General features: G+C 59.4%; 20 protein-coding genes and 2 tRNA genes. 21 read left to right on the top strand and 1 reads right to left on the bottom strand.

Annotated elements, in window-relative coordinates; all coding sequences use genetic code 11:
* Positions 1-7 precede the first annotated feature (7 nt).
* Both MUO32_RS05255 and MUO32_RS05250 read left to right on the top strand, forming a co-directional pair.
* The gene (locus MUO32_RS05255) at positions 8-406 is read left to right on the top strand and encodes a hypothetical protein (RefSeq protein WP_257947205.1); all 399 of its coding nucleotides are present in this window, start codon (positions 8-10) and stop codon (positions 404-406) included.
* Positions 407-623: 217 nt separating this feature from the next.
* The gene (locus MUO32_RS05250) at positions 624-1,769 is read left to right on the top strand and encodes a hypothetical protein (RefSeq protein ID WP_257947204.1); all 1,146 of its coding nucleotides are present in this window, start codon (positions 624-626) and stop codon (positions 1,767-1,769) included.
* A gap of 1,165 nt (positions 1,770-2,934) precedes the next feature.
* Here the strand turns inward: MUO32_RS05250 and MUO32_RS05245 are convergent.
* Positions 2,935-3,261, bottom strand: coding sequence for a GrlR family regulatory protein (locus MUO32_RS05245; RefSeq protein ID WP_257947203.1), 327 nt, complete (start codon positions 3,259-3,261; stop codon positions 2,935-2,937).
* 101 nt (positions 3,262-3,362) lie between these two features.
* Between MUO32_RS05245 and MUO32_RS05240 the strand changes: the two genes are divergently transcribed.
* The 19 genes from MUO32_RS05240 (at position 3,363) to MUO32_RS05150 (ending at position 13,306) form a co-directional block, all read left to right on the top strand.
* Positions 3,363-3,438: transfer RNA gene (locus tag MUO32_RS05240), tRNA-Thr, on the top strand.
* A 4-nt stretch (positions 3,439-3,442) separates the two neighbouring features.
* Positions 3,443-3,519, top strand: a tRNA-Pro gene (locus MUO32_RS05235).
* Between the two features lie 12 nt (positions 3,520-3,531).
* Positions 3,532-3,828, top strand: a complete 297-nt coding sequence (locus MUO32_RS05230; RefSeq protein WP_257947202.1) for an HNH endonuclease — start codon at positions 3,532-3,534, stop codon at positions 3,826-3,828.
* Positions 3,829-4,056: 228 nt separating this feature from the next.
* The gene (locus tag MUO32_RS05225) at positions 4,057-4,521 is read left to right on the top strand and encodes a terminase small subunit (protein ID WP_257947201.1); all 465 of its coding nucleotides are present in this window, start codon (positions 4,057-4,059) and stop codon (positions 4,519-4,521) included.
* An 8-nt stretch (positions 4,522-4,529) separates the two neighbouring features.
* Positions 4,530-6,122 (top strand): terminase large subunit, encoded by a 1,593-nt coding sequence (locus tag MUO32_RS05220; RefSeq protein ID WP_257947200.1) that lies wholly within the window; start codon positions 4,530-4,532, stop codon positions 6,120-6,122.
* Complete coding sequence (locus tag MUO32_RS05215; protein ID WP_257947199.1) at positions 6,122-7,393, top strand: phage portal protein; 1,272 nt, start codon at positions 6,122-6,124, stop codon at positions 7,391-7,393. Before MUO32_RS05220 ends, MUO32_RS05215 begins: the two co-directional genes overlap by 1 nt.
* Entirely contained in the window at positions 7,390-8,037 is a 648-nt protein-coding gene (locus MUO32_RS05210; RefSeq protein ID WP_257947198.1) for an HK97 family phage prohead protease, read from the top strand. Before MUO32_RS05215 ends, MUO32_RS05210 begins: the two co-directional genes overlap by 4 nt.
* A 73-nt stretch (positions 8,038-8,110) precedes the next feature.
* Positions 8,111-9,388, top strand: coding sequence for a phage major capsid protein (locus MUO32_RS05205; RefSeq protein WP_257947197.1), 1,278 nt, complete (start codon positions 8,111-8,113; stop codon positions 9,386-9,388).
* Positions 9,389-9,433: 45 nt separating this feature from the next.
* Entirely contained in the window at positions 9,434-9,637 is a 204-nt protein-coding gene (locus MUO32_RS05200) for a hypothetical protein (protein ID WP_257947196.1), read from the top strand.
* Positions 9,637-9,864, top strand: coding sequence for a hypothetical protein (locus MUO32_RS05195; protein ID WP_257947195.1), 228 nt, complete (start codon positions 9,637-9,639; stop codon positions 9,862-9,864). The genes MUO32_RS05200 and MUO32_RS05195 overlap by 1 nt, the downstream gene beginning before the upstream one ends.
* On the top strand, positions 9,827-10,360 hold the full coding sequence (locus MUO32_RS05190) for a head-tail connector protein (protein ID WP_257947194.1): 534 nt from the start codon (positions 9,827-9,829) through the stop codon (positions 10,358-10,360). The genes MUO32_RS05195 and MUO32_RS05190 overlap by 38 nt, the downstream gene beginning before the upstream one ends.
* Before the next feature lie 15 nt (positions 10,361-10,375).
* Complete coding sequence (locus MUO32_RS05185; RefSeq protein WP_257947193.1) at positions 10,376-10,780, top strand: hypothetical protein; 405 nt, start codon at positions 10,376-10,378, stop codon at positions 10,778-10,780.
* Positions 10,781-10,788: 8 nt separating this feature from the next.
* Positions 10,789-10,950, top strand: coding sequence for a hypothetical protein (locus MUO32_RS05180; RefSeq protein ID WP_257948253.1), 162 nt, complete (start codon positions 10,789-10,791; stop codon positions 10,948-10,950).
* The gene (locus tag MUO32_RS05175) at positions 10,931-11,287 is read left to right on the top strand and encodes a head-tail adaptor protein (RefSeq protein WP_257947192.1); all 357 of its coding nucleotides are present in this window, start codon (positions 10,931-10,933) and stop codon (positions 11,285-11,287) included. Before MUO32_RS05180 ends, MUO32_RS05175 begins: the two co-directional genes overlap by 20 nt.
* A gap of 13 nt (positions 11,288-11,300) precedes the next feature.
* Entirely contained in the window at positions 11,301-11,792 is a 492-nt protein-coding gene (locus tag MUO32_RS05170) for an HK97 gp10 family phage protein (RefSeq protein WP_257947191.1), read from the top strand.
* Positions 11,789-12,205, top strand: coding sequence for a DUF3168 domain-containing protein (locus MUO32_RS05165; protein ID WP_257947190.1), 417 nt, complete (start codon positions 11,789-11,791; stop codon positions 12,203-12,205). The genes MUO32_RS05170 and MUO32_RS05165 overlap by 4 nt, the downstream gene beginning before the upstream one ends.
* A 61-nt stretch (positions 12,206-12,266) precedes the next feature.
* Positions 12,267-12,698, top strand: coding sequence for a phage tail protein (locus MUO32_RS05160; protein ID WP_257947189.1), 432 nt, complete (start codon positions 12,267-12,269; stop codon positions 12,696-12,698).
* A gap of 3 nt (positions 12,699-12,701) precedes the next feature.
* Positions 12,702-13,100, top strand: coding sequence for a hypothetical protein (locus MUO32_RS05155; RefSeq protein ID WP_257947188.1), 399 nt, complete (start codon positions 12,702-12,704; stop codon positions 13,098-13,100).
* The gene (locus MUO32_RS05150) at positions 13,097-13,306 is read left to right on the top strand and encodes a phage tail assembly chaperone (RefSeq protein WP_257948203.1); all 210 of its coding nucleotides are present in this window, start codon (positions 13,097-13,099) and stop codon (positions 13,304-13,306) included. Before MUO32_RS05155 ends, MUO32_RS05150 begins: the two co-directional genes overlap by 4 nt.
* Positions 13,307-13,512: the final 206 nt, after the last annotated feature.

Genomic DNA, 13,512 nt, shown 5'->3' with positions numbered 1-13,512 from the left:
GGAATAGATGGCCGTCGAGAACTTCGAGCACCATCTTTGGAACATCCCTCACATCGAAAACGAGACAGACACCGCCCGCTATCTCCGCGCCTTCGATCAAATGCTGGCAACGGGTCCGGAACTGGATCCTGACGTGTCGATCGCGGAAGCTGCACGCGACGCACTCCGGTTTGTCGCAGATGACGCCTTTCGCCGCGGCTTCGAGGCGTGTCACGACAACCTCTTGGTTCCTCTTCGGCAGAGCAGCATCACGACGGAAGACGCGGAGAAAGCGCTCCAAGCGTACGGCGAGCGCGTCCGGAATGGTATCGCCGCTCTCTTCGAAGACGGGCCGGGTGTGCCTACGCAAACTAGCGTCGAAATCGACGAAATGCCGTTACCTCCGTTGAAGGGTCTGCTGCAATGAAATGGCCAGCGAAGGAACTACGACTAACCCGCGTCCAGGCGGAGTATTTGCGGCGGCACGATGCCTCGGTGCATCAAGGAATTAACGACAGGACGGAATTAATTCTGTCCGCTCGTCGGATGTTTATGTGGAGGCACGGCGGTGACGGGGAGTTTTTCTTAGTTCCATCGCCGAAGGGCGACGCCGCGCTGGCAAAATTCTACGCGAGGAGAATACGATGACCGCACGCACTACCGAAGAACACCGCGCAGAAGTTGAAGCTTGGCGGGCAACGGCACCAAAAAACGACAGCGACATTTTCGGGCGAAAGCTGAAGGCCGAGAAGCCGAGACATCGCGATCTCTCTGAGCTTTCAGCGCTGCTCGCCATGCGAAACCGTCCAGCCGGGATCGCGGAGGAGGGACAGGCCCAGCCTCTGCCCGTCGTGTCAACCAATTGGCGACTGGCACCCGCCAATGACAACCAACCGCCCGAGGACGGCTTCGGCACAGAGGTAGCGGTCGAATATGTGCCGTCAATCGACGCGATCGAAGCTGCAATGGCCAAGGTCAGGATGGTGTATCGCGCGGCGCCGATGATGTTCGCAGGTGGCCGACATGAGGGGCGCCGAGCCAGCAGGGAAATAGAAGCGATACCCGCCGACGGGGAGGTTGAGTTCGGCACCCACATCGATGACGAAGGCAAGCCCCACCGCGTGATCGTTCGTATCGGGAAGTTGCGCTTCAGCGATGGGACGCAGACAGAACGCGGCCACAAGCTCTCCATGGACAAGGTCATCGAAACCGACATCGAGATGCCGGTCGGCGCTCTGCTCGGTTGCAGAGAGAAGGCTACCCGCGACAAGGGGGCGGAGGCAGAGGTCTCATCAACCAACGCGCACTATCGATGGATGGTCCCCGGCAGGGTTGCTACAACCCCAAAGCTGCGGCCCAAGAAAGGTGAACGTCTCGTTTTCTCAAACGAAGAATCGAAGAGAATGCTGGCGGAAGCCTTCGCCAACACCCCGGTCCTGCCAGAGATCAAGCGATATCCTGACGGCTTCCCGGCCAGCCCAGCCAACCTCCGCCAGCTTTTCATCGGGGGGAGAAAAGGAAAAAATGGCGAGAGCCGATCACAAGCGTGGCAGGACATTTACACCGCGAAGGAAAACCGCGACCAATTCCAGCGTGGGCTCGATGCGATGGCGGATGAGCACGTGCGAGTACTCACCGAAGCGATGACGGCGAAGAGTCTCGGTGAACTTGGCGCTGCGCGTGGTTTCAAGGGGCGACACGCGATAGACGCAGGTCGCCGCTTACTTGTTGCCGCGAACGACAATTTCGAGGCAGCGATGGGACTTGCTAAATACGCCGCAGAAGGTTGAGGGAAGTTTTTCGCACCTCACCACCCCTAAGAGGTGAAGGGCTGTCGCAACTACGTTGCGCGCCCCACACCTTTCCGGGCGCGCCTATGTTTGCGACGGAGGCTCGGCCAGAGATGAGTCGGGCCTAACTACAAGCGGTGCTGGCGTTGTAAACCAGCCATCGCCAACGAAGATGCCGCGGACCAGTGATGGTTGCCGCTATGGGCTATCAGCCGCAGTGCAAGCGCGGACGCCGCTATCGATGCACGTTGACTTGCGCGTGTGTCCATCTTCGTTCCTCATGAGCATCCTGGTCCTCTGTGGCTGGTTTCGCACCGGGTTTCGTACCGTGGCACTCTTGGTCATATGCCCAACGTCCTGAAGTAACAGGAGGGCGCTGCAGACGTGCAGTGGCTGGATGCACCTCATTGGCAGTTCTAGGGCCTGGCCCGCTACATCGCCTCGTTGACCGGTCTTGGTCCTGCGGTGGCTGCCAATTTCCCATTGCCCTTGCGCGCCTCCTCTCGCTGCATGGGTGATCGTGCGCCTGCTCCCCGGCCATGCTGGGTCGAGCAGGCGCTTTTGTTTCTTATGATTGGCGGTTGGCGCCAGCTGCCCAGGTTATGACGCTGGGATTAGAAGTCGAAGGAAAGTTGTCGAGGCCACGACCTCATATGCGCACAGACGTATTCCAGACGACCGAACCGCATACGAACGTAAGCTCGAACATTCACCAACTTTGACGCAAACGCTTTCATGATTGCTTCTCCTATCTTAGGTGGATGGATTCCACCGCTCTAGGGCGAAATGCCCTTTCCCCATACGAGTTCAGATAGGTCCTGCCAGCGCCAACCGCTGGTAGAATAAATCAAGATTGCTCAAGTTTTCAAGGGTATTGCCAATGTGGGGTATCGCTTTCAGCATCTGGCCAGCAGAGTGGCGCCTGGGTGCTTGTGACGCCGTCGAGGATGATGGCCGCATCATCGGGCGTTGGTATTGCCTTGGCCCAGTTGCGATCACATGCGACTACGACTAGGCGGCCTCCCTACGGGTTGAGGTCGCCGCTTTTGTTTTCAATGCGCGGAGAAACACGATGTCCTACCAAGAGCTTTCCGTCCGCAGGACCCATCGGAAGAGGAAGGGCGTGACGCCAGAACCGCCCGTAAACTCTCAACCGCCCAAGCACTCAGTCGCAGACGAAGGCAAGGTCGGCGCCAAAGCTTAGGCCGGGAGCCTCGGGCGACGAACCTTTTGCCTTTACGCTGTCGCCTTGGATCTGCCCAACGATGTTGATCGTAACCTGGTCCTTTCCAAAAACAGAGACTATGTTGCCGAGATTGGTATGGCGCCCTGTTGTGACGGTGGCTTTCAGCGTGTCTCCTGCGACGCTATAGGTGCCCCTGTAATAAATGCCGGCGTCGCCACCCCACATCTCGCCATCGACGGCATGGACCACACCCGCACCCATTCCGAGCGGCGTTGTGAAGTGAACGCGATAGAGACCATTTCTCATTTTTGATCCTCCCTAATGTGAGTTGACACGGTATCACGCAATCTAATCGCGTAAAGTACCATCTGTCGTTGCGGTTGGTTTTCCAACTGGCGCCCATCTACGCCGACATAGCTCATCAGGTAGAGCGCCTGCCTTGTAGGCAGGATGTGGCTGGTAAAAGTCCGGCTGTCGGCTCCATCACCAGTGTGTAGCGCAGCCTGGTAGCGCACGTGACTTGGGCTCACGGGGTCGCAGGTTCGAGCCCTGCCACACTGACCATATCGAGGTGTCATGGCCAACAAGAGCGAATGGCACCACCTGTACCAGCGCGCCGCATGGAGACGCCTACGAGCGCACCAGTTGGCCGTCCAACCGCTATGCGAGTTCTGCCTGATCTCTGAAGAGGTGACGGCAGCCGAGGTTGTTGACCATCGGAAGCCTCACAAGGGCGATCTGGAGCTGTTCTATGACCCATCCAACCTGCAATCGCTATGCGCTCCATGCCACAATGGGCACAAACAGCGCATTGAGCGCGGCAGCAAGGCTGTTGTGATCGGGGTTGATGGGTATCCGATCGAGATTGGGTAATATCAATGGTCTATTGGAATTTGCTCATGAAACAGGCAAAGAAAAGTCGAAATGTCATTGAAAAAAAACGATATTATTTTGCATTTTGTGCTTGACTGACGGATTCGGTTGTGATATAATGGTTGGTTGCCCCGGAGGGGGTGGGTCGATGTCTGGACCCGTCCGAATGGGTACCGGCGTCGGGGTTCAGCGTTAGTGCTAATACAGAAATTTCTATGAGGTGAAGCCATGGCGAAGCGGAAGGCGCGTATCGATAGCGCTGCCGAAGCTGTCCGCGTGATGGCCAAAGCGGTTGCGGAAATCAAGCAGCCGGCCAATGTGCCGCTCGATCAAGAAGACATCCCATTTTTCCGAAATGTCATAGCGGAATACGCGCGCTCGGAGTGGTCTTCGCACCAGCTGGAGCTCGCGGCGATGCTGGCCAGGACGATGGCAGACCTGACGCGCGAGCAGAAATTGCTGCGCGATGAGGGCGGCGTGGCGCGCACTGAAAAAGGGACGCCGGTCGCCAACCCGCGCAAATCAATCGTGCAGATGCACGCCAGTTCCATCTTGTCTTTCCGTCGATCGTTGTCGCTTCACGCGCGTGCGCAAGCGGGCGAGGCGAGGGACGTTGCGAAGCGTCGAGACGCGGCCAAGGGCATCGAGGGCGACAATCCGCTGGATGACGATTTGCTGGCGCGACCCGGTTAGGGAATTGCATGGCAAAGAAGCCGATGACCCGCGGCGAGCGCGTTATCGCGTTCATCGAGCGGTACTGTCTGGTCCCAGAAGGGACGCTGCTCGGCAAGCCGGTAAAACTGCTGGAATTCCAGCGCAAGTTCATTCTGGCTGTATATGACAATCCGGCGGGGACATCGCGTGCCTACCTGTCTATCGCTCGTAAGAACGGCAAGACCGGCCTTATAGCCTGTCTGCTGCTGGCGCACATTGTCGGTCCAGAGGCATATCAGAACGGGCGCATCATTTCCGGCGCTCGCTCCCGCAAACAGGCTGCCGAGGTGTTCAACTACGCCTCGAAAATGATCTACATGTCGCCAGAGCTCAAAAAGCTGGCGCATGTTACGCCGTCCAGCAAGACGATCTTGGGATACGCCAAGAATGTCGAGTACCAGGCAAGCTCCGCTGAAGCGAAGAGCGCACACGGCGGCTCGCCGATTCTGGCTATCCTTGATGAAGTAGGTCAGATCAAGGGTCCGACGGATGACTTCGTCGAGGCGATCGAGACATCGCAGGGCGCCTATGAAGGGCGCGCGATGCTCTTCGCGATCTCGACGCAGGCTGCGACAGACAACGATCTTTTTTCCCGATGGATAGACGATGCGGAAACCTCAAAGGATCCGCGCATTGTCAGCCACATTTATACGGCACCAAAGGACTGCGAACTCGACGACCGAACTGGATGGGCTGCAGCAAATCCGGCGCTTGGTCTTTTCCGATCGATCAAAGACGTCGAGGACTTTTCGCTGCTTGCGCAGCGCATGCCGACGAAGGAAGCCAGTTTCCGCTGGCTTTTCCTGAATCAGCGCATAGATGCGTCCGCGCCATTCGTCTCGCCTGCTGTTTGGAGGGCTTGCGACGGCCCTGTTGATGATTTCAAAGGGCTTCCCGTCTTCGGCGGCCTCGACCTTTCGGAAGTGTCCGACCTCACTGCCTTGGTGCTCATGGCACCGAGGGAAGCAGACACGGGAACCATCTGGCATGTGAAGCCGACGTTCTGGCTGCCTGGCGACAATCTTCGCGAGAAGGCCAAGGCCGACCGCGTGCCTTATGATGTCTGGCATACCCCGAACGAGGATGGTGTCCGGTTCCTTGAGGCACCTGACGGTCCTACCGTCGACTATGAGTTCGTCGCGCATCACCTTCGCGAACTGTTCGATACGCTGGATATCAGGAAAATCGCCTTCGACCGCTGGAACTGGCGGCACTTCAAGCCGTGGCTGCAGAAGGTTGGCTTCACCGAGGAGCAGCTTGACGGCGATGATGCAGTGTTCGAGCCGATGGGGCAGGGTTTTCAATCCATGTCGCCGGCTCTTCGCGATCTCGAAAGCCTGATCCTAAACCGGAAGATCGTCCATGGCGCTCATCCTGTCCTGACCATGTGCATGATGAATGCCACGGTGAAGCCGGACCCGTCCGGCAACCGCAAGCTCGATAAGCAGAAGTCACGCGGCCGTATCGACGGCGCGGTGGCGCTTGCGATGGCGACTTCGGTTGCCGGCACTTATGAGGGCTCGGCAGACACGGCATCCCCTTGGGATGACCCGGAATTCCAACTCAGTAAGGCGGCATAATGGACTGGAAGTTTGGCCTAGGCCGCCCAAAAGCCAAAGAACCGGCGGAAACGCGCACAACTATCGAAAATCCCACGGTTCCAGTGAGCGCCGAGAACTTCTTGGCATTCTTCGGCGTGCAGTCGGCGAACCTTCCGGCGGTGACGATCGATAACGCACTCACGGTGCCCGCGGTGTGGGCGGCCGTGAACTTTCTGTCGCGCACGCTGGCGGCTCTGCCGCTGCACGCCTATCGCAAGACCAAGACGGGCTCGGAGCGTATCAGTGGCATGCTGGCAACGGTGGTGCATGATGCGCCTAATCCAGCGCAGGACCGATTCAAGTTCTGGCACTGGTTTTGGTCTCAAGTATTCACGGGCGGACGCGGTCTAGCATGGATTGAGCGCACGCCGCAGGGCGTTGATGCTATCTGGCCGCTGGATCCGGGCAAGACTACGATCTCGCGACGCGCCGGTAAGGTGTTCTACACCTGCGATGGCATCGAATATTCTGCTGCGGACGTTATCGACGTCCCGTTCATGTTGAAGGCGGATGGACTGAAGCATTACGGGCCGATCGCGCAGGCCTCGAAAGCCATCCAGCTTGCGCTGGCCATGAACGACTACGGATCAAACTTCTTTGCTGGCGGGGGCGTTCCTCCGCTGGTGCTGGAAGGCCCACTGCCGGCAAACGGCGACGCGATGAACCGCGCCAAGGCCGATATCAAGCGTGCGATCGACGGCGCCAAGGGCGCCGGCGAGTCCGTCTTTCCGATTCCGCCTGGCTACAAGTTGAATCCGGTGGGGCTGGACCCAGCCAAGGGTCAGATGGTCGAGGCGCGACGCTTTCAAGTGGAAGAGATCGCGCGGGCTTGGCAGATGCCCCCGGTGTTTCTGCAGGACTTGTCGAAGGCGACATTCAGCAATGCAGAGCAGCAGGATCTGCACCTTGTGAAGCACCTCATCGGCCAGTGGGCTGAGGCTCTTGAGGGTGAGATGAACCTGAAGCTATTCGGTCGTACCGCACGCAGCAGGTATGTCGAACACAATCTGGATGGCCTGCTTCGCGGTGACTACAAGACCCGCATGGAGGGCAACGCCCGCGCGATCATGACCGCGCAGCTGACCCCGAATGAGGCTCGCGAGCTCGACAACCGACCGCCGCTTCCGGGTGGCGAGAAGTTGCTCATCCAGCAGGCGACGGTTCCTGTTGATATGGCCGGCGAAGTGCCGGCCTCTGCCAATGACAATACGCCGGTAGACGGCAACGAGGGTGAGGCGGAAGCCGCATGATCAAAGACATTGAGAAACGCGGCGGTACGCTTGGCGTCGAAGTTCGTGCTGACAGCGACAAACGTACCCTGACGGGGTATGCGGTCGTTTGGAACAGCGACACGACGATCGGCGACTATTTCGTTGAGCGTATTGCGCCGGGAGCCTTTACCAAGGCGATCCGCGGAGACGTTTTGGCGCTCGTCAATCACGACTCAGGCCGCGTACTCGGACGGACTAAGAGCAAAACTCTTCGTCTGGTAGAGGACGAGCGCGGCCTGAAGGTCGAAATCGATGTGCCAAACACGACTGACGGGAATGACCTGTGGGAACTCGTCGACCGCGGCGACATCAGCGGCATGTCTTTCGGGTTCCGCGCCACAAAGCAGGAATGGGACGATACCGGTGACATGCCGCAACGCACCGTTCTAGAGGCTGAACTCTACGAAGTCACAGCTACGCCTATCCCGGCCTACGAGGACACCACTCTGGGCAAGCGGTCGCTCGATGCATTTCGGGCGGAGGCAGAAGAAGAAAAAACAGCCGAACAGCGGCGAGTTGAAAACAGAAATGCCGCTGAACGTCGCATCGCAGAGAAGCGCGCGACTATGGAGCAAAAATTTCGAGGCATCCAGTCGCTAGGCGACAGGCAGGACGCCTCGTAGTCACCCGGCACTGCCGGAGGGCCGGACCAGACGTCCTGCCATTTCCCCCTAAAATCGAAGACTGGAGACCAGTATGTCCGTTACGGAACTGCAGGAGAAGCGCGGCCGCCTTATGACGCAGGCTCGCGAGGCTCTCGACGAAATCAAGAAGAACACCGACGAGGCCCGCTCGGCCGAACTCGAGGCCCGCCACGACACGATCATGGCCGACTTTGACAAGCTCGAGCGCACGATCGAGCGTGAGCAGAAGATGGCCGAAGTCGAGGCGCGTTTCGCTGTCCGGCAGGAAGAAGAGCGGGCCAAGAAGCGCCCGAAGGGCGAAGACATCGAAACGCGCGGCCAGGAAGAAGCGGCCAAGCTTGAATACCGCGAGGTATTCTACAAGTTCATTGCCAGTGGCGCTGATCTTGGTGAGCTTGAGCCGGAAGAGCGCAAGATTCTTCGCGCCGGCCATGTCGAGGCCGACAAGGAAAAGCGCATGCAGACGGTCGGTACCACGACCGCGGGCGGCTTCACCGTCCCGACCGAGCTCTCGAATCAGATCATCAAGTCCATGAAGGCTTGGGGTCCGATGTATGACGAGGACATCTGCACCACGCTCAACACTGCCAGCGGCAACCCGATCAAGGTTCCGACGGTTGATGACACAGCTGTTACCGCCGAGAAGCACACCGAAGGCACTGCTCTTACGGACGACGGCGGCAAGGACGTCACGTTCGGTCAGAAGTCGCTGGATTCCTACGGCTATGACACCGAGTTCGTGAAGTTCTCGCTGGAGCTTGCACGCGACTCCATCTTCAACATGGAATCGCTGCTTGGTCAGCTTCTCGGCGAGCGCCTTGGCCGCATTGCCAACCAGGAGCTGACGGTAGGCGACGGCACTGGCGATCCGAACGGTGTCGTGACCGCATCTTCGCTCGGCAAGACCGCGGTGGCGACTGGCGCCATCACCTATGACGAAATCATCGACCTGATCCATTCCGTCGACCCGGCCTATCGCCAGTCGCCGAAGGTTCGCTTCATGTTCAACGACCTGACGCTGGCGGCTATCCGCAAGCTCAAGGATGGTGAGGGCCGCTACATCTGGACGATGGGTAGCGTTCAGACCGGTGTGCCGAATGTTCTCCTAGGCTACAACTACAGCATCAACCAGGCCATGGCGAACATCACCACGGGCAACAAGACGATGCTGTTCGGCGACTTCGGCAAGTATTTTGTCCGCAAGGTTGGCTCGCCGCTCATCGGCGTCCTGCGCGAGCGCTTCTGGCCCGACCTCGGCGTCGCCGGCTTGATCTACTTCGACGGCGAGCTCGGCGACACCGCGGCTGTCAAGCACCTCATCCAGGCCTAACAACAATTGGCGGGCTCCGGCCCGCCTTTCACTTTGGAGGTGGCGATGAGCTACACGACGAAAGTTTACACCGAACAGGGCGGCAACCGCCAGACGATCGCGCCCGGCGGCTCCCTGAAGGTTGGCAACGCCATTTTCACGGTAGACGCCAACAGCCGCGTGATTGTTACTGGTCTTCCGACCGCGAACCCGAACGTTGCTGGCGCGCTCTGGAGCAACAGTGGCGTACTGACGCTGAGCGCCGGCTGATGCTGATCAAGATGTTGGTGGGTATCTCGGGCCCATTTTACACACTCGACCCCGGTGATGAGTTTCATTTCCCCGATGACGAAGCCGGGCGTTTGATTGACGCCGGCTTTGCCATTCCCGTTGTCGAGCAGCCGATTGAGCGCGCGGTCAAAGCGTCAGCGCCAGAGAGGCGCGGAAAGCGGGGCAGGGATGTGGTACCCACCGAAGGTGACAACGCCGGGGAATGACCCGGTTTCAGTCGCCGAAGCAAAGCGCCAGTGCAACGTTCTACACGATGACGATGACGCGCTGCTGTTGGGGTTCATTTCCGCAGCGCGCGACTATGTCGAGCGCTGTTGCGGCACGCCTCTGGCGCAGCAGGCCGTTGAAGTCAAATGCGACAGTTTTTGCGACATGGCGCGGCTTCCCATTGCTCCGGTGAGCGACGTGGATATCGAGTATGTTGCGACGGACGGTACTGACCAGACTGTGCCAGATGCGGCGTATGACTTGCGAGCCGATGGGCTCGAGGCGTCTGTCGTTCCTGCGTACGGTCAGAGTTGGCCAGCGACACGCCCAGGTTCACGCATTACCGTGACAGCGATAGCCGGATACGAAACTCTGCCAGCGTCCATACGACATGCTATGCTGCTCTGGATCGCTGAAGCCTACCTAAATCGCGAGAACGCGGAAACGCCAGAATGGACGGCGTTCGACGCTCTTTTGACAAATTACCGGCGATAGGCCGCAGGAGACCCCATGGCAGACCTGACAATCACCGCGGCCAGTGTGGTCGCGGGCACGAATTCCACGCGCGATCACGGCACGTCAGGCGAGACGATCGCGGCTGGTAAGGCTGTGTTCCTCGACGCGACCACGAACAAGTGGATGCTCTCGGACAACAACGGCACGGGCACGCGCACGGTGCACGGCATTGCGTTGAATGGCGCCAGCCTCAACCAGCCGGTTGCGCTCCACAAGAGCGGCGACATCACAATCGGCGCGACGATCACTGCGGGCACGGCCTACTATCTGTCCGGAACGGCCGGCGGCATTTGTCCGGTTGCTGACCTGGCGAGCGGCATGGACCCGATTTTGATCGGCATCGCCAAGTCGGCGAGTGTGTTGGCCGTTGATATCCAGGATCCGGGCGTGACGCTGTAGCTATGTGGGTGAAATTTACCGCCGACTACTACTGGGTGCAGCCGGCTTTCACCATCGCGTATAAGGCCGGCATGCACCTGAACGTCACGCGCACCTGCGCTGATGAGGCGGTTGCGGCCGGCAAAGCGGTACGGACAAAGAAGGTGGCGGATGGCAAAGAAGCCGAATAGCGGCGCCTTGCGCGTCAAGCTGCACTTTCAGGTTCGGCCGCTGGTCGATGATGGACGCGGTAACGAACAGTCCGGAGACTGGGAGACCAAGTTCACCGACTTTGCCGAGCTCATCCCGCTCAGGGGCGGAGAGCCCGTGCTGGCGGCCCGTCTGACGGGCGTGCAGCCGTATATCGTTCGCGTTCGCAGTCACACAGCAAGTCGGGAGGTGACGCCTTCCTGGAGGGCCATAGACGCCCGCAATTCGAGGCGCGAGCTCAACATCCGATCAGTCTCCGATCCAGACCAGACGAACGCCTGGCTCGATATGATGGTCGACGATGGCGTGGCGACATAACGCGGGGTAGGACATGGCGCTGAAAGCCACGACAATCGGCAAGGACGCGCTGTTTCGCCGCCTGACAGAAGTGGCTCCCAACGTGGCGAAGTACGCCACCGAAGCGAAACGGAAGGCCGGGGATGAACTGGCTGAGGCGATCCGCCACCGCGCTCCTACGGGGGCGACGCTGGAATACATGGAGAGCATCGAGGCCGACGAGCTCGCCAACCGCCCGCAGCAGGAGCGTGTGAGCAAGGCTGCGGCCAAAGATCCGACCGCAGTCGGGCTGTTCGCTGAATACATTTGGCGTTTCTTGGAATTTGGCACCGCGCCGCACAACACCGCCAAGGGCGGAGGCACGGTCTTGGGGCAAGCGACCCACCGCGAAGGCGGCGGAACGCAGCACCCCGGCACCGCGGCACAGCCACACATCTTCTCCACCTATAGGGCGATGCGTCCAAAGATCATGAAGCGCATCCGCGCGGCGGTGAATAAAGGTGTTCGGGAGGCCATGAAGAAATGAGTCCCGAACTGGAACTGCAGGACGCCATTGTGCCGCGTCTGAAGGCCGACACGGAGCTGATGAACCTCGTCAACGGGGTCTATGACCAGCCTCCTGATGGTCGGTGGGACAAACCAAAGCTTGGCTATGTCACGCTCGGTGAGACGCAATTCATCCGCGACGATGCGACGTGCATCGAGGGTGGCGACGTCTACCTGACAATGCATGCGTGGTCGCGCAAAGTCGGCTTTCCGGCAGTGAAGGAGATCGCGTCTGCGGTCTCTGGATCGCTGCATATGGCGCCGTTGGTGCTGGCGTCGTGGCACCTCGTATTCATCATGCACCAAGGGACGCGGAGTTTCCGCGACCCCGACGGGCTGACCAGCCACGCCGTCATTGAACTGCGTGCGAAAGTACACAAGCCGCTGTCCTAGGACCGGGCATTCCTCAAAATCGAACTGAAGAACGTCCGGCTCGTCCGGCGAAGGAGAGACTATGGCAGACGGCGAACAGCTCGGTAGGCTTTTGCTCATCAAACTCGGCGACGGAGCGACGCCGGAAGTATTTACCAATCTCTGCGGCCTGAAGGATCGTAGCTTCGACCTTTCGGCCAACACGGTCGACACCACGAAGCCTAGTTGCACCAACCCCGGCGGCCCGGTGCAAAAAACTGGCCGTCCCGGCATTTCAAGCCGCACCTTCTCCGGTTCCGGTACGTTCGTGTCCAGCGCCGCTATGAAGGCGTTCATGGGCAAGGTCATCAATACGACCGTGTTCAACGCGCAGGTGGTCGTTCCCGGTCTCGGTACGTTCGAGGGCCCGTATTTCGCTACGAATTTCACGTTCGATGGCGGCATGGAAGACGACCTGCAGTTCAACGGCACCTTTGAGGCAGCTGGCGAGCTCTCCTTCACGGCGGAGGCATAACCGATGGCTAAAGAGGAGAAAAAGCCCGTGGCTGAAACTGCAACACCCAAGGCAGAAAAACCCTTCCCGCTTGCCGCCAATGGCGCACGCGGGGAGATCCCCCTATGGATCGGCGACGTTCCGCTGGTCATTGCCGCCACAATGGGTGGGCTGTCCGCGGTATCGACGCGGCTGGAGTGCAAAAGCTTCCAGGATCTGTTCGTGCGCCTGTCCGGCGTCGAGGCGGCCGCAACGCTGGCCGGCATCGAGCTTATGACAGTGGCCGGCGATCGTCTCGCGGCTATCGACCGTTTGAGATTGAAGCACTTCCCAGCGTGCGCAGCGGCGTTTTCAGCGGCTCTGGCCCATCATTTCGATGATGGTGACGAGGGAAACGTGGAAGCCGTCGTCCAGGCGGCATAAAGCGCAAAGAAGACCCGTTTCCGTGGCGCGATTGGATGCGTCTAGGACTTGGCGGCCTGCAGTGGCGTCATCAGGATTTCTGGGACGCCACGCTCACTGAGTTCTTTCAGGCTATCCACGGTCGAAACGAGGCGAACGGGGCGGAAGAAAAGCCGAAGGCGCCCACTAAGGGCGAAATGGCTACGTTGTTGGCGAAGTATGGTTAGCGATGGCGAGCAGTAGCGGCGTCTAGATCGCTGTCAACGACAGCTCCCGCCATGAGGCAACGTCGCAAATCTTCCCGCTTGTCGGAATCCACGCGGTTTGTCGCAATATCGTCGATGTGGCGCAGCCAGTTCCCGCGGTTGATCGTCATTTCTCGTCTTTGGCCACTGAGACTCTCGCGACCAGCAAGGCTGCCGCGGCAAATATA

Source organism: Shinella sp. CPCC 101442 (assembly GCF_024704725.1).
Lineage (GTDB): Bacteria > Pseudomonadota > Alphaproteobacteria > Rhizobiales > Rhizobiaceae > Shinella.
Note: the sequence above shows the minus strand (reverse complement) of the source record. Positions and strands in the feature narration are given on the sequence as shown.